General features: G+C 55.6%; 31 protein-coding genes. 2 read left to right on the top strand and 29 right to left on the bottom strand.

The features are described from left to right. Positions 1-149: 149 nt before the first annotated feature. The 17 genes from AC2TCY_RS05390 to AC2TCY_RS05470 form a co-directional block, all read right to left on the bottom strand. Entirely contained in the window at positions 150-347 is a 198-nt protein-coding gene (locus AC2TCY_RS05390) for a hypothetical protein (protein WP_480846008.1), read from the bottom strand. A 1-nt stretch (position 348) separates the two neighbouring features. Then, positions 349-858 carry a TIGR02594 family protein gene (locus AC2TCY_RS05395; protein ID WP_480846009.1) on the bottom strand — a complete coding sequence of 170 codons (510 nt, stop codon included), beginning with the start codon at positions 856-858 and terminating at the stop codon, positions 349-351. A 63-nt stretch (positions 859-921) separates the two neighbouring features. Next, positions 922-1,260, bottom strand: a complete 339-nt coding sequence (locus AC2TCY_RS05400; protein WP_480846010.1) for a hypothetical protein — start codon at positions 1,258-1,260, stop codon at positions 922-924. 58 nt (positions 1,261-1,318) lie between these two features. After that, on the bottom strand, positions 1,319-1,513 hold the full coding sequence (locus AC2TCY_RS05405; RefSeq protein WP_480846012.1) for a hypothetical protein: 195 nt from the start codon (positions 1,511-1,513) through the stop codon (positions 1,319-1,321). Next, positions 1,510-1,674, bottom strand: coding sequence for a hypothetical protein (locus tag AC2TCY_RS05410; protein WP_480846013.1), 165 nt, complete (start codon positions 1,672-1,674; stop codon positions 1,510-1,512). The genes AC2TCY_RS05405 and AC2TCY_RS05410 overlap by 4 nt, the downstream gene beginning before the upstream one ends. Further along, positions 1,674-2,069 (bottom strand): hypothetical protein, encoded by a 396-nt coding sequence (locus AC2TCY_RS05415; protein WP_480846014.1) that lies wholly within the window; start codon positions 2,067-2,069, stop codon positions 1,674-1,676. Before AC2TCY_RS05415 ends, AC2TCY_RS05410 begins: the two co-directional genes overlap by 1 nt. 1 nt (position 2,070) lies before the next feature. Continuing rightward, the gene (locus tag AC2TCY_RS05420; RefSeq protein ID WP_480846015.1) at positions 2,071-2,838 is read right to left on the bottom strand and encodes a hypothetical protein; all 768 of its coding nucleotides are present in this window, start codon (positions 2,836-2,838) and stop codon (positions 2,071-2,073) included. A gap of 10 nt (positions 2,839-2,848) precedes the next feature. Continuing rightward, entirely contained in the window at positions 2,849-6,529 is a 3,681-nt protein-coding gene (locus tag AC2TCY_RS05425; RefSeq protein WP_480846017.1) for a host specificity factor TipJ family phage tail protein, read from the bottom strand. Then, positions 6,513-6,896, bottom strand: a complete 384-nt coding sequence (locus tag AC2TCY_RS05430) for an NlpC/P60 family protein (protein ID WP_480846018.1) — start codon at positions 6,894-6,896, stop codon at positions 6,513-6,515. Before AC2TCY_RS05430 ends, AC2TCY_RS05425 begins: the two co-directional genes overlap by 17 nt. Then, on the bottom strand, positions 6,896-7,369 hold the full coding sequence (locus tag AC2TCY_RS05435) for a DUF1833 family protein (RefSeq protein WP_480846019.1): 474 nt from the start codon (positions 7,367-7,369) through the stop codon (positions 6,896-6,898). The genes AC2TCY_RS05430 and AC2TCY_RS05435 overlap by 1 nt, the downstream gene beginning before the upstream one ends. Beyond that, entirely contained in the window at positions 7,366-7,563 is a 198-nt protein-coding gene (locus AC2TCY_RS05440) for a hypothetical protein (protein WP_480846020.1), read from the bottom strand. Before AC2TCY_RS05440 ends, AC2TCY_RS05435 begins: the two co-directional genes overlap by 4 nt. A gap of 155 nt (positions 7,564-7,718) precedes the next feature. Then, the gene (locus AC2TCY_RS05445; protein WP_480846021.1) at positions 7,719-9,575 is read right to left on the bottom strand and encodes a hypothetical protein; all 1,857 of its coding nucleotides are present in this window, start codon (positions 9,573-9,575) and stop codon (positions 7,719-7,721) included. A gap of 309 nt (positions 9,576-9,884) precedes the next feature. Continuing rightward, the gene (locus AC2TCY_RS05450; RefSeq protein WP_480846022.1) at positions 9,885-10,289 is read right to left on the bottom strand and encodes a hypothetical protein; all 405 of its coding nucleotides are present in this window, start codon (positions 10,287-10,289) and stop codon (positions 9,885-9,887) included. Continuing rightward, complete coding sequence (locus AC2TCY_RS05455) at positions 10,289-10,750, bottom strand: hypothetical protein (RefSeq protein WP_480846023.1); 462 nt, start codon at positions 10,748-10,750, stop codon at positions 10,289-10,291. The genes AC2TCY_RS05450 and AC2TCY_RS05455 overlap by 1 nt, the downstream gene beginning before the upstream one ends. Positions 10,751-11,314: 564 nt before the next feature. Next, entirely contained in the window at positions 11,315-11,914 is a 600-nt protein-coding gene (locus tag AC2TCY_RS05460; RefSeq protein ID WP_480846025.1) for a hypothetical protein, read from the bottom strand. Continuing rightward, positions 11,911-12,714, bottom strand: coding sequence for a Rha family transcriptional regulator (locus AC2TCY_RS05465; RefSeq protein WP_480846026.1), 804 nt, complete (start codon positions 12,712-12,714; stop codon positions 11,911-11,913). Before AC2TCY_RS05465 ends, AC2TCY_RS05460 begins: the two co-directional genes overlap by 4 nt. Before the next feature lie 29 nt (positions 12,715-12,743). Then, complete coding sequence (locus tag AC2TCY_RS05470) at positions 12,744-12,908, bottom strand: Arc family DNA-binding protein (RefSeq protein WP_480846027.1); 165 nt, start codon at positions 12,906-12,908, stop codon at positions 12,744-12,746. A gap of 85 nt (positions 12,909-12,993) precedes the next feature. Here AC2TCY_RS05470 and AC2TCY_RS05475 point away from each other — a divergent pair, with 85 nt between their 5' ends. Both AC2TCY_RS05475 and AC2TCY_RS05480 read left to right on the top strand, forming a co-directional pair. Continuing rightward, positions 12,994-13,497, top strand: a complete 504-nt coding sequence (locus AC2TCY_RS05475) for a hypothetical protein (protein ID WP_480846029.1) — start codon at positions 12,994-12,996, stop codon at positions 13,495-13,497. Positions 13,498-13,709: 212 nt separating this feature from the next. After that, positions 13,710-14,507 (top strand): hypothetical protein, encoded by a 798-nt coding sequence (locus AC2TCY_RS05480; protein WP_480846031.1) that lies wholly within the window; start codon positions 13,710-13,712, stop codon positions 14,505-14,507. An 82-nt stretch (positions 14,508-14,589) separates the two neighbouring features. Here the strand turns inward: AC2TCY_RS05480 and AC2TCY_RS05485 are convergent, their stop codons facing one another. The 12 genes from AC2TCY_RS05485 to AC2TCY_RS05540 are packed head-to-tail and all read right to left on the bottom strand — an operon-like array spanning position 14,590 to position 23,541. Continuing rightward, a complete protein-coding gene (locus AC2TCY_RS05485; protein ID WP_480846032.1) occupies positions 14,590-14,976 on the bottom strand; it encodes a hypothetical protein in 387 nt (128 codons plus the stop codon). A gap of 1 nt (position 14,977) precedes the next feature. Further along, on the bottom strand, positions 14,978-15,370 hold the full coding sequence (locus tag AC2TCY_RS05490; protein ID WP_480846033.1) for a hypothetical protein: 393 nt from the start codon (positions 15,368-15,370) through the stop codon (positions 14,978-14,980). Next, on the bottom strand, positions 15,370-16,401 hold the full coding sequence (locus tag AC2TCY_RS05495) for a phage minor head protein (RefSeq protein WP_480846035.1): 1,032 nt from the start codon (positions 16,399-16,401) through the stop codon (positions 15,370-15,372). Before AC2TCY_RS05495 ends, AC2TCY_RS05490 begins: the two co-directional genes overlap by 1 nt. 2 nt (positions 16,402-16,403) lie before the next feature. Further along, positions 16,404-16,778, bottom strand: coding sequence for a hypothetical protein (locus AC2TCY_RS05500; protein ID WP_480846036.1), 375 nt, complete (start codon positions 16,776-16,778; stop codon positions 16,404-16,406). After that, the gene (locus AC2TCY_RS05505; protein WP_480846037.1) at positions 16,775-17,176 is read right to left on the bottom strand and encodes a hypothetical protein; all 402 of its coding nucleotides are present in this window, start codon (positions 17,174-17,176) and stop codon (positions 16,775-16,777) included. The genes AC2TCY_RS05500 and AC2TCY_RS05505 overlap by 4 nt, the downstream gene beginning before the upstream one ends. Beyond that, complete coding sequence (locus tag AC2TCY_RS05510) at positions 17,176-17,418, bottom strand: hypothetical protein (protein WP_480846038.1); 243 nt, start codon at positions 17,416-17,418, stop codon at positions 17,176-17,178. Before AC2TCY_RS05510 ends, AC2TCY_RS05505 begins: the two co-directional genes overlap by 1 nt. A gap of 54 nt (positions 17,419-17,472) precedes the next feature. Further along, on the bottom strand, positions 17,473-18,489 hold the full coding sequence (locus tag AC2TCY_RS05515) for a major capsid protein (protein ID WP_480846040.1): 1,017 nt from the start codon (positions 18,487-18,489) through the stop codon (positions 17,473-17,475). Positions 18,490-18,504: 15 nt separating this feature from the next. Next, a complete protein-coding gene (locus tag AC2TCY_RS05520; RefSeq protein ID WP_480846042.1) occupies positions 18,505-18,867 on the bottom strand; it encodes a head decoration protein in 363 nt (120 codons plus the stop codon). 3 nt (positions 18,868-18,870) lie between these two features. After that, positions 18,871-19,962: a DUF2213 domain-containing protein gene (locus AC2TCY_RS05525; RefSeq protein ID WP_480846043.1), complete on the bottom strand. Its 1,092-nt coding sequence runs from the start codon at positions 19,960-19,962 to the stop codon at positions 18,871-18,873. Between the two features lie 24 nt (positions 19,963-19,986). Then, positions 19,987-21,768, bottom strand: coding sequence for an anti-CBASS protein Acb1 family protein (locus tag AC2TCY_RS05530; protein WP_480846044.1), 1,782 nt, complete (start codon positions 21,766-21,768; stop codon positions 19,987-19,989). Next, positions 21,768-23,075, bottom strand: coding sequence for a DNA-packaging protein (locus AC2TCY_RS05535; RefSeq protein ID WP_480846045.1), 1,308 nt, complete (start codon positions 23,073-23,075; stop codon positions 21,768-21,770). Before AC2TCY_RS05535 ends, AC2TCY_RS05530 begins: the two co-directional genes overlap by 1 nt. Beyond that, on the bottom strand, positions 22,999-23,541 hold the full coding sequence (locus tag AC2TCY_RS05540; RefSeq protein ID WP_480846046.1) for a terminase small subunit: 543 nt from the start codon (positions 23,539-23,541) through the stop codon (positions 22,999-23,001). The genes AC2TCY_RS05535 and AC2TCY_RS05540 overlap by 77 nt, the downstream gene beginning before the upstream one ends. Positions 23,542-23,615 lie beyond the last annotated feature (74 nt).

The following is a 23,615-nucleotide window of genomic DNA, read 5'->3' on the forward strand; positions in this document are numbered from 1 at the left end:
GATGTGCTCGATGCGCCGCTCGCTGGCCTTGGCGCGCTCATCTTCAACCGCGTCGTGACGCAGCCAGAGAACCAGAGCGACGAATGCAGCCAGAACCCCACCCCAAAGCGCGAGACGGCGCAAAGGCAGTGCTGCGAGGAAGGCAGGCATTAGGTGGCGCCACCACGCGCCTTGGCCCAACGACCGACTGCGAAAGTCCCCAAGTAGCCGACAACGCCGGACCCAAAGAGGACCAGATCATCAATCTTGATGGTGATCGTGCCAGCCTCTGCGTCGAACAAGATGAGACCTTCGCCAGCCATCGCGGCAAAGATCGCGTAAAGTGCCATTCGGATTGTCAGGCCCATGTCAGGTTCTCCTTTTGAAGAGAGCGGAAAAGATGGATTGGAAGAATGCCGCCAGGCTCTTGGACTCAGGCTCTGGAACAGGTTGGACGTCCGGAAGGCGACGTATCCCCAGCAATCGAGATTTCGGATAAGCCGTCACGTTCACTTGATTCCGCTGGTTGCCACCAAGGACGTGAATGTGGTCTTTGGTCTGCCTGTCAAAGAACGCGACATGGCCCTGCCAACCGTTTGGATTGCCCCGAGAGAAAACCACAACGTCGCCAGGGCGCGCATCTTCCATAGCCACCGGGTTACCCCAGTCGAGATAGGAGCGCGCATTTAGCTTTCCGGTATGGGGCAGCCCTGCCCGCTTCAGCTTTGAACCAACAAAAGCGGCGCACCACGCTGTTTCATCGTCTTTTACCCATCTGTGCCCCACATCTTCGAAATACTGCAGGACCTTCGGGTTGTGGCCATTGCCCCACTCCCACGTTCCAAGGTCGTTCTTTGCGAGATCAAATGCGGTTTTCATGCTGTATCTCCAACGTGAAAGACCCCGCAGGCGGGGCGATTGGGTTCAGTTTTGGGGTGTCAGTTACCGGTTGAAGTCAGCCTGGGAACGCTGCAGCAATTGTCGCAGAAGGCGGTTGTTTTCGCGCACCTGCTGCTGCACTTCGTTCAACTCAGATGTCACGTGCCCAAAGGCTGCCTTACGCTCTGATGAACCCATTTCGAGGCTGCGAACCCGGGCTTCGACCTTCTCGATCTTGTCCTCCTTGCGGTCAGAGCCGTCTTGTATCTGAGCGATGCCACTTGTTGCTGTGGCGGTCTGAATTCCCAGCCAAATACCAGCCGCGACCAACCCGCTCACTATAGTCCACGCAAGCCCCTTTGTGATCGTGATGCCGCGCTCGCTGTTCTCAATCATTGTCATTTCGCCTCACCCTTTCAGCCCACGCCACGTTGGCCCGCGAGCGCTCCAGTTCTCTCTCTCATGCCCATTGGCAATGGTTGTCCTGCCAGAAGAAAATCGCGTTGATGACCGGTACCGTCCAAAGGTCAACTTTGTAGGACCGAGCAGAAAAAGTCAGGTCAGCCGAGCCGCCGGTCAGTACGTTCAGGAGCCGCGACGGGACAGACGCTAACTCAAGTAGAGTATCCGCGTGATCGATGATGGCGGTGGTCATGGCGTTACCGTGACCCCGAGGCTGCTGGCCAGAGCAATTGCTTGCGCCTTGGCATTCACAAGAACCGTTTCGTATTCATGTGGATCTGTGACCGCCTCAAGGTCTTCACAGGAACGCTTCACATTCCCCGCATGCGCCCACCAAGGCGGTGATTTTATCATCACGAAATTCCATAAAGTTGATCAAGAACAGCAGTGGCTTGGGCCTGATCCCCACCCGCTACGATCAGCGCCAAATCTAGAATTGTCTGGTGGCTGTATCGGATCGTTGTCGCCGCTGACCATTCTATCTCTATGTCGGCCTTCTGATCGTCGGTCATACCGCTGGTAAAGGAAGCAAACGTGGCGGGCCACTCTCCCCGTGCAGCTGCTGCGGCTTCTGCTGGCGGCAGTATACCGGCATCCTTTAGACCTTTGCAGAAATCGCGACGACTCAACGACGCATCCGCTCGTTTCAGCGTCAACGAATTCGCAGCGCTCTCATTCCACAAGTCTTGGATTTCCTGTTCCTGCTGCGCGTCCAAAGTCACCAACTTGCCGTTCACAAGGGCTTCCATATTAATACTCCCACTCAAGGTTTCCTTTGAGTTCAGCGATGTTGCCGGTGTCGCAGAACAATCGGATAGCGTTGCAGTTCACAAAAGATGCGCCGTTCATTCTTGCCCACAGTGAGCTACCCACACTGTTGGGCAGCGCTTCATCGTAGAAGTACCTGTGCACAATGAAGTTGGGAGCCACATCGGGGCTGTTAAAACCCTGAGCCTCCAATACGCCGTACCCTTTTCTATGTTCAGGGGCAGCATTGGACGACACCCCGGAAACCGGGATGCTGGACGTGCTGGTATTCTCGTAATTATTGGTGCTTGAAGAATTGAAGTTGACGCCCACAAACCTATAAGCAGAGCTGGTAATGAAGGCCCCGCTCGCACCGTTCTGGCCGACCTGTATCTTGAGTGTGGCGGCATCAATAACAGGCAAGAACGTGTCAAATTTAAGCCGAAATCCCCGAGCCCCGGCAGGCACATCATAAGCCAAAATTCCGACGGGTGCGGTCACGTCAATGGCCACGCCCCGAGCAGCTGTCAGCTTCAGACCCGCCGCCGCTGTCCATATGCCAATTTCATGCTCTAGTGTTCCGTCATAGAGCGTGATCTGAATGCCGCCCGACCCATCGTCCTTTGCCCGGATCAAACCCTTTTCAGCGCCTTGCGGCAGGTTCACATCGTGGTGGCCAGAAACAACAGCCGCCACCAGTTCATTGACATACTGCGCCAAGTTGGCGCCGCTGAATGGCGCTGCAATGGGCAGCGAATCTAAACGCGCCATAAACTACTCCTTAAGGTGTGGAAACATCGCGGCCATATCCTGCCGCGTGATAGTCGAAGGTGGCCGCAATTGGATTTCCCAAGGAATCCTCAAAGGCGATATGAAACCCGCTTTGGGTCACATTGGTCTGAAGCGTGACAGCCCCGGTCGGCAGGCTTTGCCCGTTTGCCAGAACAACAGGTTTTGCCATAAAGGGCGGATTGAAATCCACCTGAACACCGCCTGCCGGACATGCGATATCATCACCGGTTACATCCCGATCCGGCATGTCAACGGTGACAGAGGCCGAAGTCAGCACGACCGCGATCATCGGATCATCTGTGGCAAACCGCACCCGGAAGCGATAAGCCCGCGCCTGATAATCCCCGATCACCAAATCTGACCAACCGGACCATGTGGGCGATCCGTTTGGATCGTCATTTGTCGTCGCGATTTGCAACGTCAGACGCCACAGATCGTCAATACCGCCGAAGATATCCGAAACAGCGAACAGGTCAGGCCAGTTGAAGATTGAGTCAATCGTCAGGTCGCCATAGCCCTGAAGCGCACCTGATACCCTGGACGTGTACACCCCGCCCAGATCAACGATTTGCCCAAACTCATAGAACGCTTCTTCGGGCACGCCGCCTTCAGTAAAGATATTCTCCACTGCGAAGATGTCGGGCCAGTCGTAAACCGAAGAGTCCGAATACATCGTCAGGCCGTTCGGCCAAAGGGTAATTGCCGGGTCGTAAGTGCCAGCAAAACCGGGTTCAGCCGCAACCGCCTGGACAACGTTGAAATGCGCCAAGTTCAGGGTATTCGACGTCACCATCATCGCGCTTGTGGACGAGAAACCGAACACCGAAACGGCTTTGATGAAGTACGCACCAGCCAGCGCAGGCACGACTGTCGAATTGCCAGTGATCACCGTTTCAACGTCCAGCGCCTCATTCCAAGAAGCAGTTGGATCAGGTGAATGGCGAACATGATAATAGGCAACGTTGGATGCGCCGATATCCCAACCCAGAAACGCCTGATCGCCAAGCACGCGAATCTTGAAACCTTCGACATCCGCAGGAGTTTCATATGACGTGTCATAGGTGACCGCCAACACCAGCGGCGAAGACAGTTCCCCGCCTGAGCGCTTGGAATACACTTCAACCTTGTATTCACCAAAATCTGGGACGGGCAGTTCAATCTTGGGATTGCCTGTTTCCACCCGCGCCAATCGCGCACCAGAATAGACTTCCGTCAGCACCGCAACAAAACTGGCCGTGGCAAATTGATCCTGCGCCTCTACTTCGCCAACCCATGTCGCGCGTACCGGATCGCCCTGAAACTCGAAGTCTTCGGCCACGAGCTGCGGAGGTGGGGGCGCAGATTTCTCACGCGGGGCAACCTTGCTGATATTGGGCACATAGTCAGGGATTGCCCCCTGATCAGCCAACAGAACTTCCGGCGCTGCTGGAACACCCGTCAATTGCGCCTGCATATCGCCTTTGTGGCGAACCGAACTGACAAGCACCTCAAGGCTTTCTTGTGTTTCCTCAACCAACACCAGATCACCAACCGCCACACCTTCGCTGTCAGGTGTTCCGGAAACCAGCCACTGCCCGCCAGCCCCGCTGGGCGGCTGCGCCGAAATAGTCAACTCGGACCCATCCGCGCGCCGAATGATCATTCGATACGTTCCGGGGACAACCGAAATATCTTCATCCAGCGTCAGAGCGAGCAGAACGCCGCTTCCTGTCATCGCCTTGATGCGGCCCGACCCGACGCCAATCATCGGGACATCATGGACCAGTCGCACCTTGTCGCCCATCTGCACGCGCAGGTGGTCAAGATCGCTGAACCATGAAAATTCTTCCGGTCGCAGCTTAGCCTGCGCCAGATGATACCGACCCAGACGCCAAACGTTGCCGCCTGACTTTTCACCCTTGGTCAGAACAACCCCGCGCAGGTCCATCGTTTCGAGTTCGGTGGCATTGCCCACGTGATACCCATCGGCATACACAATCAGCTCGTCTTGCTGCCAGTCCAGCGCCTCTGAAATGAACCGCATGCGGAAGCCATGGATTTCCTTCGGAAAGGTGATCGACGCTTCAAAACCATAGCTGTTGCGTGGACTGAATTGCTGCACGACCGGACCCGCACCACCATCGCGGATAATGGAATACTTCAGATCGCGCAGAGTGCGCCGCGCCCGACCGGCCGCACAGATCAGGTCCAGAACTTCGGCGCAGGTCGTCGCTTGGTCAATAACTGCATCACAGGTCCAGTGCGGCTCTTGCGTTGCCCACGCCAACAGATCGTCCGGCTGCAACCGCGCCGGGGCAACGGCATTGGCCAGCATCGGCCCGGTCAGGGCACGCGCATAGACCCACGCAGGATGCCTGACAGGTTGAAGCGCCGTCCAGCCACTTCCCGTCCAGACCGACGCCATTTGCTGGACGATACCGTTCAGGCTATCCAGCGGTCCATTCAGCTGCTCGGTTGCCCGAATACGCACAGCCACTTCCGAGATATCCGGATGACTGGGCACCTTGCCCGTCTGCACCGTGCGTATAGCGGTCAAATACACGTCTTCCTTGACGATGCCGCGCCACCACTGCGAGTCGCCTGAAATCCGGGTGACCTCTATCTCATATGTTCCCATTTCAGGGAACGTGATGTTCTGAGTGAACCTTTTTGTGGAATCGGTTTTGCCGTAGTACCTGCGGTGCCCGATGTTGACCCAATTCGTTGCGCCCACCTTTCGATACCGAAAGCCGACCGTCACACCAAATTCATGCCGCCGACCTTTATTGTCGATGTAGATCAACCCCTGAAAGGTAACATCGACAGTGGCCGAAATCGCCCGATCTTGCGTCTGACGAACGACGTTTTCGCGCGGGTTCAACAGTACCGAATAGACATCCTCGGCCACATCATCGGGGTATAGCTGCATAGCCTGCGAGCCATACCGCCAACCTCTGACCTTAGATGCTAGTTCAGGCATTTTTGCCAAGGTTTCGGCGCGGTTCACATTCAGGAATTCCAGCTCTACATCCTGAAACTCGGTGATGGGCGTGGTGCCGATGCGCAGGCTTTCCAACGCAACCGGCCCGTAACCGAATGTATAGCGCCCATGGTAGTAGATCGTGTCGCCCTCGCCCGAGGTGAAACCTTTGGCGGTTTTGGGCGGATACATATGGTGACGCCCCAGAACGGTTGGATAGACGCCATAAGGGTTTTCCGCGTTGGACGAACCGGTAATCGTGTAGTTGGGGTTGTCCTGCGCCCGCTCCGGCGTGCTGGGCGGAGGTATCAGCGCCGAGATCAGCAGCGATCCCACGATAGTTATAGCCGCATAAACCCCGGCATAGGCCAGCCCTGACAGGCCAAACACGGTACTGGCCACATACCCCGCAGCAGGTGCAAGCGCCAAGCTCGCCAGCGCCCCCACCAAAGGCCCATGTACACGCGGCCCGATCAAAACATGGCAACCCGCTTTCGGACGAACGCGCGCCCACTGGTCCAGCGGAACCACGGAAGAATTGACACCACGACTCAACACAACCTGAACAGTCGGCAACAGATGACTTTCTATGCCCTGCGCGGCGACAATCTCGGCAATCGTTGCGCCTTGATGGACCTCCGACGTTTTCGGACGGCCAACAAACGGATGGTCGAAAGCCGCGACCTCAAAACAATCAGCCGCGGAATTCATAGATACCCTCCAATCTTCCGCCCCAGCCCATAGCGGTGAAATCCTCAATCACGCTTTCCCCCACTTCACCCGAGACATGCAGCATGCGCCGCGCGTCCAGAGCGAAGCCGACATGCACTGAAAATCCGCGCACTTTCCACAGAACGGCACAGCCTTCGTGCGCCACCTCGACCGGTCGCCATTGCGGGCGCACCTGTGCAGCAAGTCCGGATCGCGCGGCCTCGCTCATTGAACAGATCGGGTATTGCAGCACGCGCCCGTATCTCTGCCGTTGAAGCGCCATGAAGAACCCAAGACAGTCATAGCTGTCCGGTCCCCGCCCCAACTCTTGGTAAGGCAGGCCAACCCAGGCATCGGACCAGTGCATTAGAACAGGGCTGGTGTGTTCTTGGGGTTCATGACCATTGACCCGAATTGGGCGTCCAGAATGGGTTCAATTCCCATCGTCCCCCGGATCGTTTGCGCATTGTATTGGCTGGCTCGCATTTCGGCATCCAGCGGCCCGATCTGAACCGTGTCCGGATCAGAGGCTAGCACCCAGACAATTGACGCCTGCACCACGCCCTGAACAGTTCGCAACGCCGCAACCAGACTGCGATCCACATTGTCTGCCTGCCAGTTGATGATTGGCACGCCTTCGGCCTCTTCATCCGGCAACGAGATTTCAAATGCCAGCGGCAGAAAGTCATTGCCCAGATGCGTGATCGCAACCGTGTTGGGCACAATGCGGATAGGCGAGGCCCAACCGGTCTGAGACAACGTCACCAGAGGCAAAACCACTTCGCCGGTTTCTTGCGCGTGCATGGCGGTCAGCATTTGGGTGGTCAGATTGGACCTCATGGCAGAAGTTCCACTTCAACCTGAACCGATACACCCTGCCCTTTCAGGCTTTCCTGGTATGGCGCAGTGAACCGGTAGTTGCCTTGGATCCCGGTCAGAGGATGATCGGCTGTGAAAGACAGCGCCCCATGCTCCAAATCCGTTTCAAAGAATGTTACGAACAGGTCGAACTCTGCCACCGTCATTAGTGGCAATGTGAATCTCATATTCTTTGGTACAGCCGTGAAACGTCGGCGGGTTTTATCCGGACCTGCGTCCATCGATGTGCGCAAGACGGCATCCGTTGGCTGTCCTTGATAACTAGGTACAAGCGGCGAAAAAGAAAGCGAGGTTGGCCAGGTTGGCATAGTTATCCTCCCCTGGCGGTTGGCTTGACGCCGTATTTGTCGCGCATGACACGCTCGCCACGTGGACCGGCCATCACATCTACCACCTTACGCTCGAGCGTTATTTCCAGCGCCAAGCCATCTGGCGACTGGCGAACCTGATGATTGCCCTCTGGCGCGTTGTTTATGACAATACTGAAAGAACGATTGGCTACGCTCTGCCCCTGTGTGTGATCGATGATCGTTTCATTTGGATGGAGGATCGCGGGAAAGCCACCTTTTCCGTCGATTCCGCCAACGCGCGGGCCATTTCCAGTGAACCCACCACCGTAGGCCGACGGGACTTGTACTTTTGCCGTTCCAGTTGGCGTGAACCCCGGCAAAATAGCCCCAAACAGACTGTTGAAAGCAGCCAGCGCAGCCGCTTCAAGCGCTGCTCGTGCCAAGCTCTTAGCAAGGTCACTCAGAACATCCGAAAGCGACTCACTTTCGAAAATGATGTCTGACAGCCCGTCGGCTAACCCTTCGTTGACCAGAGAGAAGTCGCTCGCTGACCGTGCAGCGTCTTCATACTTCTTTTTGGCATCGACCATGGCGCGGTTGAACGTTTCAGTCGAGATAGCGCCGGAATCGTGGAGGTCATTCAGAGCCTCGACCTCAATGTTGTACCTTTCGAGTTCAGTGCGTGTTTCATCGTAAAGGCTCTTGGCCTCCTGCAGCATACGCAAGCGCTCTTTTTCTGCACCGGAGCGACCGGAACCACGTCTACTGCGGCGATTGGCGTCAGGGTCGATGAATTCGCCGCCCAGGCCCGCCAACATTCCGTCAGTAGTGCCTGGAATAACGCGCCCCCTACCACCTTCGACACCCTGCGATCCGGGATCATAGTCAGAGTCCAGGCGGTTCTTTGCGCTCAATGCTTCTAAGAGGTTATTGGAAAGCTTCTCTGCTTCATCGGCCGCCCTTCCGGTTTCTCCAGCAACATCACTGGTCAAACTAACTACCAAACTTAAGCGCTTCTCAGTTTGCAATAAAAGCGAGTAATAGTCCCGCTGTTCTTTAGTCATTTCGTCCGCGCTTCCGGCAGCTTCCAGAAGTTGGTCCGACAATCCCCGAACTGCATCAAGCTGTTCTTTGGGACCTTCTGCTATTCGCATATTTTCCAACTGGTCAGCGAATTTCTTGGCAGCAGCGGCACTCTGCTCGCCAGTATATTCGAATTCGTTGAAAAACCGCTCAAGGTTCGCCAATTCAGAACTCAGAAGAGTGTCAAACTTCGACGAAAGCTGATCCGTTGCATTGGCAGCGTCGATAAGAATCTCGGCCATGCGAAGCTGTTGGATGCGCTCTGCAAGTTCTATCGTCTCAGCGGTGACATCTCCAAATTCCTCAGCCAGGTGGTCGGCTAAATCAGCGCCATCCAGGGCTGCGCGTTTAAAGGCCTGAACGCCGCCACTCAGGTCATCGAGAATTTCTGCAAGCTGCTCAGCGTCATATTTGGCTCCCACGAATGAAGCCGCAAGATTTGCGATAGCTGGTGCCGCGATACCAGCCGCAATGCCAATGCCTCCAAACCCAAGCAAAATATCCGGTAATTGGATGCTCAACGCTTGCATGAAATTGCCAGTAGCTGCTGTTTGTTGGGAAACTTGGTTGAATTGCAGGCCAATATTCCTCCAATCCGTGCGACCGCGCCGAGCTGTATCGTTGGCAACTTTTGTTGAAGCGCCGAGTTTATTGCTTTGCTTTTCTGCCCGAGCACCGGAAGCAGTGACGCCATCCAGATCCTTGGCTGTCCTGGGAGCGTCACTGCTATCTATTTCAATTCCCAGACGGGCTAGGTCCATTTCAGGGGCTCCATGGTGGAATGCCAAACTCATCGCCCCCGATGTGTTGACCATCGAGATAAGATAAAGACATTTTGCGGATCATTCTGCATTCCCACGGGCCGGTGATGGCCTTGGTTGCACGGGAATACGCGTGAATTTCTTGCCAGGTGAGGGCAATGGGTCCGTACCCAGTGCCCTGCACCATCCCAGCCTCAACGAAAGCGAAAATAAGGTATTCTACTGCCTCTGTCGGGGGTAGCTGCGGCTCGGTTTTGTTATTGGCGGAAAGTATCTGCCACCGGGTGCGCTTTTCCTTACCAGGTCTGGCATGCCAGAACCCAAAGGTCTTAGCCCAGAGCGTCAGACGCTCTTCATGTTCTGCACGTAATTCCGGCGGCTCAGCGAAAAAGGCGTGACTTGTTCCGCAATCCAGTCAGAGCGCGGATCAGAGATCAGGGTCATGACGTTTTTGCTGTTGTATGGCAGTCGCTTACCGTCAAGTTCCATTTCCTCATGCCATCCAACCACGGCAGATGCCAGAACCATGCGAGTAGCTTCTTGCTCATCAATGTCGCCCTTGGCTCGCCGCTCGTTTGCGTTTTTGACCGCTTCTTGGATAATAGGTGCATCTCGCCCTAATACACGAATTGTGAACGGCGTTTTCCCGTCCTTTGCAAACAGCTTCTCACCTGTTGCCGGGTGTTTCAAATGAAGGTCAGCGCCTTCTTCTGCCGCCGATCGAACGTCATATTTGCTCAGATCCATCAGGTTTCCTCGGTTCCGGTAAATCGGCCAGAATTCACGGCGATGTTGGATGAATATCCTTTGAAGCTGTTCGGGGTAGCTTCGCGGCGCATCACCGACTGAACACGACCGTAGTAGAAGTGCGCCTGTGTGCCATCGGCATCGACCTCTTGGAGGCTGTACGTCGAGTTGGTGCCCGCCGCCGCAACCAAGGCCGCCTGCCCTGCATCGCCCTCGATGTACTTGATAGGTATCGTCAGTACGCCGCCGTCTTTGGACCCATTGAAATGCTCAACGCGACCATCCTTCAATGTTGGTTCGCTGACATCGCTGATAGTATCACCGCGCTCCGGAAGGCTGATCACGCCTTCGATTTCTGTCCAGGACAGAGCAGCATAGCCAGCCTGGTCTTCGGTCGCTGGCTTACCGGGTGCGATCTTCAGCTTCGTTCCAAGTTCGACATATGTGTCGCCAGTTGCCATGGTTGGGCTCCTTCTAAGGGCTTGGGCGCTTCAAAGCGCTCGTTCACGGCCTTGCCCAAGGGCCGGGATATGGGCGGTTTCGCCTGCGGGTTGAATTTTCAGCCCACAAGTGATCAGTCTGGTTTCATAAATTTGAGGAAGTTTTTTATGAATCTGATCTTGCATAGAAGTGTTGCCGCCATCTGCATCACTGTTTGCCTCTCAAGCCCTGCTCTCTCAGGCCAGTATTCGGATATCAGTCACGCTGAACTGGTAAGGCAGTGCGTCGAATCCTTGGAAGCGAACGATGACGATAGCGTTGCTCTAATGGCAGAAGAGCTCATTAGTCGTCGTAACTTTCACCTTGGCGCTGAAAACCAAGCCAGAGGCGTCAGATGCCTACAAGCTGCCTATGGCGCGGAGTTCTTCTTCATAGATCGAGCATTCAAATCAGAAGAACTGATTATGGAACAGGCACAGGCCAAGGAAGATGCCAGGCTCCTACAAATACAGAGAGCAAGAGATTACTCTAGCGCACTGGTTTCCGCATGTTATCGCGAGTACGAGGATGATGAATTTAGAGCGTTAACTACCCCAGCTTGCGCAGAAGTGTTCAGAACTCTCGGGCTCCCAGGCTCTCAGTAGAACGAGACAGCCCCGAAGGGCCGTCTCTTTTGCCTTACGCATCAGCCAGATATCTGAACCAATCGTTTGCGTCTTCGAGATCGAGACAAAAGGCCGTGCTCGGCCATTAGCCCCCCCTGCCCGTGCCATTGCTTTGAGGCTCATCACGAGGTTGCGAGTCAGGCGCTCATCCAGGCCGTCTGAATTGGTACCGAACTCATAATCCAGCATGGTCGCCAGCGCGGCTGCGCTTTCCTTTGTCTGCGCAGGTGTTTGAGCCGCTAACTCAACGAGACGAATGCGCTCATCAGAAATTTCGAAGGCAAGGTCTTCTTTCTGCCGGTCGGTCAGATCATCCCGCGCCCAGATGGCTTCATCCTTTGCAACCTCATTCTTCCAGCGCTCCAACCAATCGACATGCGGATCGATCTGGGTGGTCGTTTTCTTCCACCACTGGTCCGGTAGATCGGGCATTCGTGGCTCTTTGACCGGAGCCACGAATGCTGTTGCAGCTGATGCCGGGATCAGAGCGACGGCGGTAAGTACATCTCTCCGTTTCATGCCATGACCTCCCGCGCCACACCGGGGATCAGCTTTGCCAGACGGGTTAGACCCTTGGCGGTCACGCGCACCTGTTCGGTCACTTTCTCCGAACCATCCGGACGCAAGACCGTGGTGGTCTTATGCTCCAACAGGCCAACGTTGCATTTGCTCTGATAGCCAAGCCATGCCGAACCGCCCGGTCTCTTGTAGATCCAGCCGTTCTGACCGAGCCAGGTGAAAGCGTCCTTGGGGCGAATCCCCAGGTTCTTTGCTACTTCGGTGATGGTCAGGCTTCCATCAGCATTCGCAATCCTATCAAGAGCAATCACATCGGCCTGCATGGTTTCGATCTGCCTGTGCTGATCAGCAGCCAATTGCAGAGCCTCTCCGAATGTCTGCGGTACAGAGAAGCCACCAGAGGCCTTTATCTGTTCTTCCATGACGTTGAAGGCATTGAGGAACTTGATCTTCCATTCCATCGCCTTATTGCCGGTAAACCCCATGACCAGCATCGAATACCCGTCGCGTGTCATTTCGAACATCTGGTAGGTTTGACCGTTCTGTTGGTCAATATACGGGGTCTCTCCAAAATTGGAGACACCCCACTCCGGATTTTGCTCGATCAGCTTACGGATATCGCGCATCACGTGGCCGTGCTGCTTCTCGAACTTCTCAGCAATCAAGCGCGAAGTCGTCTTCAAGTCGTTCGTGACAAGTCCACAGTCGTGGTGGTTGTTTTTCACTACTTTTGGTAGTACATTCATTTCGAAAGTCCTCTTTCCTAGAGAGATTTCATTAGAAGGGTCACGGGTCGCCAAACTGCGTGGCCCTTCGCTTTTCTCAGGTCTCATGTCTCGTTTCCTCTGGCGGTTCCCCCACCTTCGGCCTCCATCTTCTCTCGAAGCGCGAGAATGACCTCGTTACTTTGGCTGCGAAGGTTCTTCTCCGCCTGCGAGGCAAGCCATTCCTTCACATCATCCGGAAGAACCAATTTGAACTGTTTTCCTTTCATTTGACCTCCTTGGTACAAGTTATGTACCATAGGTACATTTAATGTCCCCATTGCGTCAAGTACATTTTTTGTCCAGATAGAAACCATGGCTCAAGAAGAACGCGTTCAATACAAATTTATGATTCCGGCTTCCCTAAAGCAGCGCATCGAAGATGCTGCGCATGAGAACCGAAGAAGTGTTTCTGCTGAAATCGTCTCAGCGCTCGAAGATAAGTACCCCGCACCTAAAGTTGATCCGGCTCACCTTATCGCCCGCATAATCCGCACCCTGATGGATGAAACAGGTCCTGCTGTAGATGAGTTCGCGGAAGTATTTAGCGAACACGGAAAACTCGACGGGAAAGAAACGGCGGATCTCCTAGAGAAAGTGGCGAACGAATTAAAAACCTCTGAAAAGGAAGAGGGCAGCCCATTCACCGTTGATGAGATCGCCGAGGGTCTAAGGCAATTTGCGCCAAACTTCGTCAAAGACAGGGCAACGTCTGAAGCAATTAAGCCCGTCCACAAGAAGTTTTCCGGCGGCGACACCAAAAACCCTACTCCCGAACTCCCCAGCAAACCCACCCGCAAGCCCTCTTCTGGCGACTGACTTGTAAGTAAGGGATGACTTAGATCGAGTACTCCTTGCCCCGCCACATATACACGCAGGCTCCGTGCTCCATCCGCACCTTGCGCCCGAACAAGATTACCCAATGACAGACCAAGATCTCGCCGAACATCTCAAATAGCATCGACCAGCGCATCAGCATATTGGTTCCTTCTCATCGCTTTCTTCCAACCAAGAATTATGGAACTCAGAATTTGTCGCCGTTCGAAGATATTCCCAAAGACCCACCCAAAAAGAACTCCCGCGTCAAGCTCGCCCTTATCTGCGGTGCGGTGGCCATCTTGGCTGTATTGGCCAAGCATTTTTTTCTGGACAGACACGCTGATGTTCAGGTCGGTCCGAGATACACCAGCGGCAACCTCACGTGGCTGAGCATAAATCCACAATGGTCCAGCATGTTAGGCGAAAGCGCGCTGGATGTAACAGTGAACCCCGAACGGGTTCGAGGCTCGGACCAGACTCAAATTCAGATAAACGGAACGCTGCTTCGTTCTTTATGCGGCTCCGTGCTGACAAAACTGCCGGCACCCCCGGAAGGGGTCACACGCGATGATATTTACCGGGTCGGTTTTCGTTTTTTTCAGACTGAAGACAGCACGTTGTCGGATATTTACTCAGTTCAAGTTCAGAATGGTGCCTGCCGCGTGTTCGATGACCAGTTGATTTTCGACTGGAGCTATCCCGGCCCACTAGCAGGCTGGTCGCCTATTCAGTACCACAAGGCAGACAACGGCGAGCTAACCTTTACCTTCGGTCGGCGGGGGGAAACCAACGTTCCCTATGAACAAGTCGACCTGAAACTTGCCTGTGATGCGCTCTTTATGGACTCTTCTGACCAAGTGCGGGAACTCCTGGACGATGCAAAGGCGATCAACATTCGCTTCGTTAAGGGGCTTGTCTCAAGCTACGGATGGCTTGGTCGCTATAAGATCCAGCGATTTCATAGTCTCTACGGTGTCTGTCATCCCGGAGTTGGCGAACGCGAAGGATAGGCCCTTCCGAGCCACTAGAGGCCGCGTAGAAAAGTGTGCATTTACATATCGCGTAACTGTACACTTTTGACGTCATCCCTCCTCAGACCCGCAGCACCCGATATGACACCGTAACGGACGCCCGATAGCTGCCCGACTTATCCTTGCGGTATCCACCGACGGACGGAGGAAGAATGACCTGGCAAGTTCCGAAGTTCCGCAGAAGAGGGAAAGCATCCAGCACTTTTTGGACCTGGTCTCGCTGATCTTTGCTGCCTTTGCCACCCTTGGTCACCACATCGATCTGTAGCAATAAATCAGCCTGCACCTGGCCTTTCAGGGTGTTGACCGACTGAGATATTGGACCCTCGAATACCTCCCAGCGTGGCACTTTCCCTTTGTCCGACAGGTTCGGAAAGATCGTCTGAGGGCGCCCCGACAGGCTCTCGATGTAATCCAAGGCCGCTTTCTGGGCTGCTGTAACGGTCATATCAATTCCTCAGCTTTGCTGCGTTTGCGTTGACGATGGACTGCCATTGCTGGGCAGCCCCGCGCATGTAGAACCGTGGTGCCCTGCCCTGCGCGCCAAATTCGACATGGATGGCGTATCCTGCGGTCCAACCACCAAAGATCACGTCGCCAATCTCGAACCCCGCAAGTGCCAGAACATAGGCGTCGGCTCCGGTCAGCGCTGTTGAACCGTTCAGCGTGGCAACAAAGCTGTTGCGCAGGAACCCGGTGTCGACGGGCATGTTGCCGCCCTGTGCGACAGGTCTCTGCGATATCTCGAACACGTCCTGCACGGACTGTTTGACCACCAGTTCGATGTTGCGCTTGGCTTTCTCGGACCAGTTCCTGATCTGCGCCGTGAATGTGCCTGCCATCAGATTGCCAGAGACAACCAGTCCACCGAAACTTGCGCATAACAACGGCAATTGATCACATCGCCGCCGCCTGCCCCGAGTGACGTATCTCCCGGGAACAGCAACTGCGCCCCGGTCGGGCTGGTGAAGGGTTGGCCCTGGATAACTTCTTGCCCGTGCATTGATCGGTGAATGTCCCTTGTGCGACCGTCCAGAGTGGCTGACCACTTGTGCTTGACCGCCTGACGGGGCACCTCACCGCTTTCGATCAACTGCTCGATCGCTTCGTCTCGCCCAGCGTTGAGCGCCTGTATTGTCTCTGTCCGGGCAATGGTTTCGCCCCGGTACGCCAAGAGGATGTCGGAGTAACGACCCGTGATCTTTCGGATATCTGCCTCAGCTACCGGACGCCCTTCGCGCAGAGCCTTTGCGACGGTACGGTCAAACCGCTGATCCCTGCGCTGTCGTATGAAGTAAGCGAGCATCAGATCCGGATCGCGTAACTCGGCTGCCGCTCTTTCCACATAGCCCATCTGGTGCGATGTCAGCCCGATCAGGCCGCCTGTGCGCCTGTTTGAGCCGCGGCTAACCCGTCCGACCAGATCAACGCCTATGCCACGGGGATTTCGGCCTGTTGCCAATCCTTGCTCGATCACTCGGGCTATCCCGACCCTCTGGTCCTCTGTGATTTCCCGGATCAGTGTTGTTGTTCTCAGGCGTACCCAGCTCTCCGCCCGAGGGTTCCTCTGGCTGAACCGGACCACAAGCGGCCCGCCAACGGTCGAGGGCTTTTTTGGCAAACCCGACAGTTGATAGACGCCTCCCTGGTAAAATGCGTTCTCGATTTGACGATCCAGCGGCGCAAAGAACTCATCCCGTAGGTTCAGCGCATCAAAGACACCTTGCGCATCCCCGCGCTCGATGGCCGCCTCCAACGCCGTCAGACGCGCGGGCGAACGGATATCATCGAACGCCTCCATGAAAGCATTCTGAACCTGTGGCTCCAACTGCTTCAGCAGTTCAAGAAATGCGCGGCGGGTGTCTCTGGCCATCCCTACCCCTCGTCAATGCGCCTGCGCGCCTGAATTTCATACAATACCGAAACACCACCTGGTTCCAAGGAATCCACGTTTTCGATGTCGTATTCTTCGCCGTTGATCTCGAGCCAGTCTTCGGTGCCTGGTGTGATTGCCAGCCCGTCAGCGCTCATGATCACTTTCTTGTCGCCAATCTCAACATGGCTCGGCGCCTGCTCCATCAGCGTGAATTCGTCGATCATCACTGTCACGTTGTGTCGGGTCTCGGGACCGAACGTCGGTGAATGCTCAGATTCATACCAATCGCCGCAGCGCACCAGAACGGAGGCTATACCAACCTCCGTCAGAGCGGCTTCGACCTCGGCGGCAATGGCAAGGTAATCTACGCTCATACCGTCGCAATCCTTGTGATGCCTTCAAGCATGTACGGCTCTAGCATGGCATGCACCAGCGTTGACACCGGACGTGCTGCGTCCGAACCGGAAGCGTCACCAACGGGCGTCCACTTGATGCCCTTCACTTCTGTCAGAACCTTCTGTTGGTCTGGCGTGAAGGTGGTATTGAAGAACCCAGGCGTTGCCAGTTCAAGATTGGCAGCCTCGTATGCGGCGCCTTCAACAGTGGGAAACGTGCCATTGTATCCAGCAGCAAAGTGCTGGACGTAGTTGAATTGAATGTAGTCGGACGCGCGGGTCAATGCCGCTGTTGCATCAGCGTCCGTTGCGCTGGTTGGCGCATTGTCGCCTCTCGCAAGCGCGTATGCGCGCCAACCAGTAATCGAACCGTACATTAGCTCGCCTGTTTCTCAGACGCCTTGGCTTTCGGTTCAGCGGCATCCTCAATGTAACCCAAGGGAGTGTCAGCCTTGACAGACTTGAGCGCCAGTCCAGCTTTCTCTGCCGCAGCCACAGATTCATCGGTCAGTTTGCAAACGCGTGATCGCTTGGGTGCAATGCCTTCCAGTCCACCATAAGCGCGAACTGCGACCGACTTGGTGCCCGGATTGGTGATTTTCACAGTGTTTAGTTTCATGCCTTTTCTCCACGAATGTGAATATGCGGCGAGCCCAGCCCGCCGCTATCCAGGTCAGGTCAACGTCGCGCGACGCAAAACACGGGGCTGTTGGCACATATACAGGGGGTAGCTGTAAATCTCGCCTTTGGTCCACATGTTACGATCACGATCCACGACATTCATCATGTACCGGTCGCGGCCGGGTGTGTTGACGAAGTCCATGGACTCCAGCGGCGCATAAGCCACTTTGAACACGTCACGCGCCCCAACCGGGAAGAACTTGCACTCATCGTCGGCAATCGCGACAGTCGAGTTGTCATCTGTTCCCCGGTAGTTGTGGAACGTGATGTTGCCGAAGCGGAAGGCCTCGAAAGCGTTGGTCTCACGCAGTTGCTGAGCGGCAAGCCAGTTCATGTAGAACTTCTCGACATTCGCGTGGCTGATCAGAGCGTCGTAGAACGCATCGCCTGCCAGAGCGTGCACCTGTGTGCCAGGCACAAACGACCCACGGGCAGCACGGGACATTGCGCGGACAATGCCTTTGCATATCCCGTTCACGTCCGTAGACGCCACATCGAGTTCGAACGAAACCGCCGCGGCCTGTGCTTCAGCAAACTCGGTGAAGTAGTCATAAATCACCGTGGAGCCATCCGCGTCCAGAACAATGCCCTGCAGCGCGCCAAGACGATGGTTTTCATGGGTCAGGTCCATGTCGCCCATCAGGCGTTCAGTGCGTGTCCGGTACTCAGCCTGAACCGATTCAAGCTCGGTTTCAGAGCCGTGCGCGCGAATACCGTCCACCTCGTGGGCGTAGAGCGTGAAGCTCTTTGCCAGACGCGTGGTGCGAAGCGGAACCGCGTCACGGTCATCGTTCTTCAGTTCTTCAGGCGGCGCGCCATCAGCCGAAGTTCCGATCAGAACCTGCTGACCATCGCGGCGGTCCACAAACACGTTGCGGGTCCGGACGGGCATGGGATCGAAGATACCCAGGCTGCCCAGCAGCGAAGGAACGAAATCCACCTTGTTGACCATGCCGGTAAGCGATGTGGTCGAGAAGGCAGAGTTGTTAAATACATCCATAGTAGCCATTGCTCAGGCCTCCTTTCAGCGGACAATGATGCCAAGCGCGGCCAGAGCAGCGTTGGACGCTGCGATCTGGGCGGCATCAGCACCGATTTCGTAGGTGAGATCTGCTTGGCTAACCTCTGCATCCCGCGCGATGATCGTGCGTTCTTCCTCGACCGTACCAATACCAAACATCAGGATCCCGGCTTCGTTCTCGCTGCCATCGGAAGCGCCGGCGGCATGGCGAACAAACTTCCCGCTTGCGGTCACCTTGCCAAGAATTGTGCCGGGCTCCAGAGCGCCACCAGTGGCGTCAACTGTGACCTGGTCGCGGCTGCGGTAGTTGTTTGCTTCTGAGGCAACAAACTCGGCGGCAAGCTTGCCCATCGTGATAGGTGCCATGGATCAGGCCTCCTTCTTGTTGAATTTTGCCCAGGGATCGGCGCCGCCATCGGCGGTGCGTTTCTGGATGGGCTGTTTCAGGGGGTCGCTTCGGCCACCGCCGGCGCTGTCCGCTGCAATGACCCGATACATGCCTGTGATTTCAGCGTCTGAGGCATCCTTGACTGCATCATCGCCAAGCTTGGCCGCAACAATTGCTTTGCGCAGATCTGCATCACCCAGATTGAGGTCGATGCCATCAGCTACAGCCTTTGCAGTAGTTTCAAGCGCGGCACGCGCCTTGGCTGCATCCCGGAGTTTTTCCGGTGTCATGGCAGCGTCTTGCGCTTTCTTCAGATCGGCCTTCAGAGTGCCGATTTCTTCGTCTTTTGCTTCGATGTCGGCTTTGTGGGTCGACTTGAGATCCGCAATCTCCTTGGCCTTTTTGGCCTTAAAATCTTCGACCTTGGCAGCGTCGGCGACCGCGACTTGCGCGGCCTCATCGCCCAGCACCACCGTTTTGAGAGCATCGGACATTTTGTTCTCCTTTTTACTGCTCGGGGTGATTGGGGCCGCGCCCCATTTATCCGCACCGTCACCGATACGGCATTCAGCTCCCGCTCGGCCGTTAGGCACAATGGCGAGATGATTTACTCGTATGTCGCGCTGAATCGCGTCGTACGGCTCGCCCTCGGGGGTCACGCCGTCCACAAACTCGATCTGGCAGGTATATCCCGCGGAGAGTTCGCGCATTCCGCCTTCTACGGCAGCCACAGCCTCTGCGTCCTTGATGATCAACGGCAGCTTGATCTTGTTTCCGTCCCACGTGGCTTCCGTGCTGACTTCACCTCTCGCTAAGTCCTTCCAGTTGTCCGCAGTGACCTTCTCCGGATGACCAAGAGTGATAGGCGCATGGCTGAATGTCGTGACGTTGGCCGGGTCGCGCACTTCGTCCTCAGGACGGTAGACACGAACCGTGTCGCGATCTGCCAACCCCACCTCTTCGCCTCGATAGACTTGAATGCCGGTGCGAACAGCAAAGGCGTCGGCAATCAAATAACCGTCATTGGTCTTACGCGTGCCACTGACAGTGACCGCGTCGGAAAATCTGAACATGTCTGTTGGTCCTCTTAGCCCTACTCAGGCCTCCTCGAGCCCTTCCAACCAGTCTTCCTTCACTTCCCGGAAGATTTCCGGACCCAAGACGATTTTACCTGTGTAAGGCTCAATGTCGTCCAAATCAGGGGCATCGGGTGCATAACTAATCGTGATGTGCGGTTGGTATTGCGGGTGATCCCAGGTCGCACCACGCCGTTTGATCTCCTCGTGTCGCCAAGACAATTCGGAGGAAGTGAAGAGCAAGACACAGGCATCACCGAACCGCTCCATTAGGCGGGCGCCGCCTTCCGGTATTTCGATCTCGGATTGCCAGGTCTCTCCCATTGCCATCCAATCTACAGCACGGCGGCTGAACGCGATGGTCACGTGCAGATCGTCTCCGGGCAGCGTAGTTTCGAAGCCCTGTGCTTTTGCCCATTCGACGATCTCAAAAGCGTTTTTGACCTTGCGATGAACGTACAACGTGCGCGGCATGGCGTCGTTCAGGTCAGCGTCTGTCGGATCGTCTTCGTTGACCCGGTCAGATCCGGCATAAAATTCCTCAACCTCCGACTCGAGCCCGGGCGCAACGCCTGTCTCAGTCAGGGCATTCACGACGGCTTTGCCCAGAACCTCAGGCGGCAAGACGTCCATGTCGTAGACCGTTTTGAAGGTCTGTGCCGTCTTATTGCCGACTTCTGAACGCTCTTTTTCAGACATCTGCCAAAGCGGACGCCAGTTGTAATGTACCTCATCTGGTCGACCACCAAGAGCACTGCGGATCAGCGCTTCATCCAGCAGTCCCATGCACGGCGCCACATCCAGTTCCTGTAGCGACTGAATATGGTCATAGTAGTTTTTCAGATCACCTTCGCCTGTGGAATTTAGGCCACCAGGCGACATGCCAAACAGGCGGGTGACCGGGATGTCAGCCGCACCGGACACGTTCTGAAAAAACCGATCCATGATATTGGGTAACTGGTTAAAGCTGGGGGTTTTCTGGCCAATAATTTCCTGGCTGTCATGCAGCAGAGTGCCGTTGATGCTCTTGGCGGTTTCTGCAAGGCGCAACCGCTCCAAAACCGCAGCTTCATCCTGGGCTCTACTGAGTTTTTGGCTCAGATCCGGGATGCCGATTGTATCGACTTTGGCCTCGAATACGAGAGAAGCGATGTTTGCGCTGGTCCCGTCAGCTTGATGCAGTGCATCCAAGGTCGCCTGCAATACTGAGTCGGCCCAAGGCTCATGACGTGCGGCGCCACTGTCCGGTCGCTCAGCCCCCAAAAAGATCACGAGCCTGGAAGGATGAATGCGATAGTTTTGACCGCCATTTGTAGTCAGGGTGTACTCTTCGGGTAGCCCGAAATCATCCGACGCCACAGCATAGTCGATCTGACCAGGGACCAGATCGCGACGGTCCAGCACCGTCAGGTATTTGAGCCCACCTTTTTTCACCGCTTCCGGCGAAAGGGGTTGTTCCAAATCCTCTTCACCAGTGCCGATCAAGATAGCTGAACCACCGTACAGGCGAGCAGATCGGATGGCAGTGCGCACCTTAATTTGCAGGCCCAGCCGCTTTTCTTCGGTTTCCAGTGCGAAAATTTGCTCCTTTTCCGCAGACCATGACCGCCATTTGCGTGTGGCATCATCAGCGGGAATATTAACGATCTTCTTGGCTAACCAGGATGAACGGTAGGCATTGCGAACCTGCTCCAGTGACAACTCGTCGATGAAATACTCGCTGCCCGAGGCCTTGTCGCGCGAGGTTCCCAGATTGGCCATGAGATTGCGCAAGCCATCTCGGATGTTAATGACAGTTCCCATCAGAGAAGTGCTCCTAGGTTGTAGGTTCCCTCACCCAACATCAACTCGGTCAGTGTCCAGACAAGTGCGTCGGCTCTGTCTGGCGAACCTTCGCCGATGTAGCCATCAGGACCGATTAGACAGCACTGGTCCTCGAGTTCTGGATGCGCTCCGACATGAGAAACACGGCCTTGCTCGTAGAGCGCTGCAACTGGCTCTGCCCTTGCAACCTTGCCGCGGCTGGCAACGACTTCCTTGTAGCTGACCATCTTGTCGACGGTGCGGATCACATGTTCGACCATGGCCCCGCCGAAGTTGCGCTCTGCAACGATCCGATCGGCATTGAATTCGTGATAGGCCTGAACCGCCCTGCGGCCCCATCCATCGGGGCTCAGTTTGCAGGTTCGATCTGCCAGTACATAGCCGCGGCCATCTATGCCGAGACCAGCAACAACAATCCCGATGCTGTCTCCATCATCATCGCTGCCACCTGTGCCGCTGGGGTCAACTGCAACAACAATGCGCTGAAGGTCTGGGGCATCGTTCCGCCGCTGCTTATCGAACATGGCCCGGGTCCACAGAGCCCCCGGCAAGTCGTCCAGCATCTCGGCGTTCAGCTCCTGTCGACCCAGTCTGGTGCCTTCGTATCGGACCCTTATCTTTTGCAAGAACGATGCTGCCAAGTTACTAGCGTTATCGAAGGTTGAACCGGACGTTACGATGGTTGTCTTGTCCTCAATGATCTCCTTGAGTACGGGAATAGGACGAGGCGTCGTTGTAATCAGCGCACGAGGTTGTTCACCAAGGCGCAGACCGAACTGAAGCATGTCCCACGTTTCGCGCGCATAGCGCCATTTCGCCAACTCATCACACCAAGCGGCGTCAAACTGGGGACCTCGTAGCTGGTCAGGCTGGGTGGCGTTGTAACCAAGGGCAACCGCACCCGTATGAAACGTGACTTGCACGTTCGGGTTGGCGACAATTCTGGGCCTCTGATGAGGCGGAAAGACCGAAGCTAGGCCGCTGTCACCGAAGCACATGACTTCCACAAGGTCTTTGTATGTCTCACCGATCAGAGCAATGCGGTGCTTGCCTGCCTCGACCTGCTCGCGAACCCATTCGGCCCCTGCCTTCGTTTTACCATAGCCGCGGCCGGCGTTGATGACCCAAGTGAGCCAGTCGCCTTCTGGGGCTATCTGGTTTGGCCTTGCCCAGAACCGCCAGTCCCAGAGCAACTCTTCAAGTTCGTCGTCACTCAGGCTCGCCAGTATCGCCTGCCGTTCTTGCTCCGGCTGCAAGGCGAGCGAGCTTGCCAGCGACTTTGTCACGCGCGCTCACCTCTTCTGTTTGGATTGGGCCACCGTTCTTGCCGACGTGCTCTAGTCTGGATTTCGTTGGTGGCTCCAAACCGAATAGCTTAACCTTGCCCGTCACGGCGCTTACGGCAGCACTTGGGTTGCCCTCTTTGATAGCAAGTTGACGGGCCTCCTCATACTCGTCCGCTGCCTTCTGAACATTGAACAGCGAGAGCTTTTCAGCCTGTGCTCTGAGTTCTCCGAGCCTTAGGGCAATCTTAGGGTTGTCGAGAAGCTGGCAGGCCTCGACGTAAATCCAGGAATCCCGCGCGTTTTCGGAGGCATCGTACGCCCTGCGATATGCCTCAGCTGCGTTCCCGATCTCGAAATACGCTAAGGCGAAAGCCTCCTGTTTCGCCGTGAGCGTCATGGATTTCTCCCGATTTTGTTCCCAACCTATTCCTGGATTGGATTGGTATTTGAACGGTTTGAGCGGCATTCAATTTCGGCTCCCTTGATTTCGCGCAGGAGTTGTGGTCGAGATTAGAGCATTACTCCATTACTTGATTCAGG

Source organism: Ruegeria sp. HKCCD7181 (assembly GCF_057221055.1).

Coding starts and splice junctions, on each gene's coding strand:
- AC2TCY_RS05470 (WP_480846027.1), bottom strand. CDS start 12,908: ATGAAAGGAAAACAGTTCAAATTGGTTCTTCCGGATGATGTGAAGGAA.
- AC2TCY_RS05435 (WP_480846019.1), bottom strand. CDS start 7,369: ATGAGGTCCAATCTGACCACCCAAATGCTGACCGCCATGCACGCGCAA.
- AC2TCY_RS05445 (WP_480846021.1), bottom strand. CDS start 9,575: ATGAGTTTGGCATTCCACCATGGAGCCCCTGAAATGGACCTAGCCCGT.
- AC2TCY_RS05520 (WP_480846042.1), bottom strand. CDS start 18,867: ATGGCACCTATCACGATGGGCAAGCTTGCCGCCGAGTTTGTTGCCTCA.
- AC2TCY_RS05460 (WP_480846025.1), bottom strand. CDS start 11,914: ATGAAACGGAGAGATGTACTTACCGCCGTCGCTCTGATCCCGGCATCA.
- AC2TCY_RS05495 (WP_480846035.1), bottom strand. CDS start 16,401: ATGGCCAGAGACACCCGCCGCGCATTTCTTGAACTGCTGAAGCAGTTG.
- AC2TCY_RS05415 (WP_480846014.1), bottom strand. CDS start 2,069: ATGGAAGCCCTTGTGAACGGCAAGTTGGTGACTTTGGACGCGCAGCAG.
- AC2TCY_RS05455 (WP_480846023.1), bottom strand. CDS start 10,750: ATGGCAACTGGCGACACATATGTCGAACTTGGAACGAAGCTGAAGATC.
- AC2TCY_RS05400 (WP_480846010.1), bottom strand. CDS start 1,260: ATGACAATGATTGAGAACAGCGAGCGCGGCATCACGATCACAAAGGGG.
- AC2TCY_RS05430 (WP_480846018.1), bottom strand. CDS start 6,896: ATGCACTGGTCCGATGCCTGGGTTGGCCTGCCTTACCAAGAGTTGGGG.
- AC2TCY_RS05410 (WP_480846013.1), bottom strand. CDS start 1,674: ATGATAAAATCACCGCCTTGGTGGGCGCATGCGGGGAATGTGAAGCGT.
- AC2TCY_RS05475 (WP_480846029.1), top strand. CDS start 12,994: ATGGCTCAAGAAGAACGCGTTCAATACAAATTTATGATTCCGGCTTCC.
- AC2TCY_RS05420 (WP_480846015.1), bottom strand. CDS start 2,838: ATGGCGCGTTTAGATTCGCTGCCCATTGCAGCGCCATTCAGCGGCGCC.
- AC2TCY_RS05425 (WP_480846017.1), bottom strand. CDS start 6,529: ATGAATTCCGCGGCTGATTGTTTTGAGGTCGCGGCTTTCGACCATCCG.
- AC2TCY_RS05540 (WP_480846046.1), bottom strand. CDS start 23,541: ATGCCGCTCAAACCGTTCAAATACCAATCCAATCCAGGAATAGGTTGG.
- AC2TCY_RS05390 (WP_480846008.1), bottom strand. CDS start 347: ATGGGCCTGACAATCCGAATGGCACTTTACGCGATCTTTGCCGCGATG.
- AC2TCY_RS05485 (WP_480846032.1), bottom strand. CDS start 14,976: ATGACCGTTACAGCAGCCCAGAAAGCGGCCTTGGATTACATCGAGAGC.
- AC2TCY_RS05525 (WP_480846043.1), bottom strand. CDS start 19,962: ATGTTCAGATTTTCCGACGCGGTCACTGTCAGTGGCACGCGTAAGACC.
- AC2TCY_RS05515 (WP_480846040.1), bottom strand. CDS start 18,489: ATGGCTACTATGGATGTATTTAACAACTCTGCCTTCTCGACCACATCG.
- AC2TCY_RS05405 (WP_480846012.1), bottom strand. CDS start 1,513: ATGACCACCGCCATCATCGATCACGCGGATACTCTACTTGAGTTAGCG.
- AC2TCY_RS05510 (WP_480846038.1), bottom strand. CDS start 17,418: ATGAAACTAAACACTGTGAAAATCACCAATCCGGGCACCAAGTCGGTC.
- AC2TCY_RS05490 (WP_480846033.1), bottom strand. CDS start 15,370: ATGGCAGGCACATTCACGGCGCAGATCAGGAACTGGTCCGAGAAAGCC.
- AC2TCY_RS05505 (WP_480846037.1), bottom strand. CDS start 17,176: ATGTACGGTTCGATTACTGGTTGGCGCGCATACGCGCTTGCGAGAGGC.
- AC2TCY_RS05500 (WP_480846036.1), bottom strand. CDS start 16,778: ATGAGCGTAGATTACCTTGCCATTGCCGCCGAGGTCGAAGCCGCTCTG.
- AC2TCY_RS05395 (WP_480846009.1), bottom strand. CDS start 858: ATGAAAACCGCATTTGATCTCGCAAAGAACGACCTTGGAACGTGGGAG.
- AC2TCY_RS05450 (WP_480846022.1), bottom strand. CDS start 10,289: ATGGATCTGAGCAAATATGACGTTCGATCGGCGGCAGAAGAAGGCGCT.
- AC2TCY_RS05530 (WP_480846044.1), bottom strand. CDS start 21,768: ATGGGAACTGTCATTAACATCCGAGATGGCTTGCGCAATCTCATGGCC.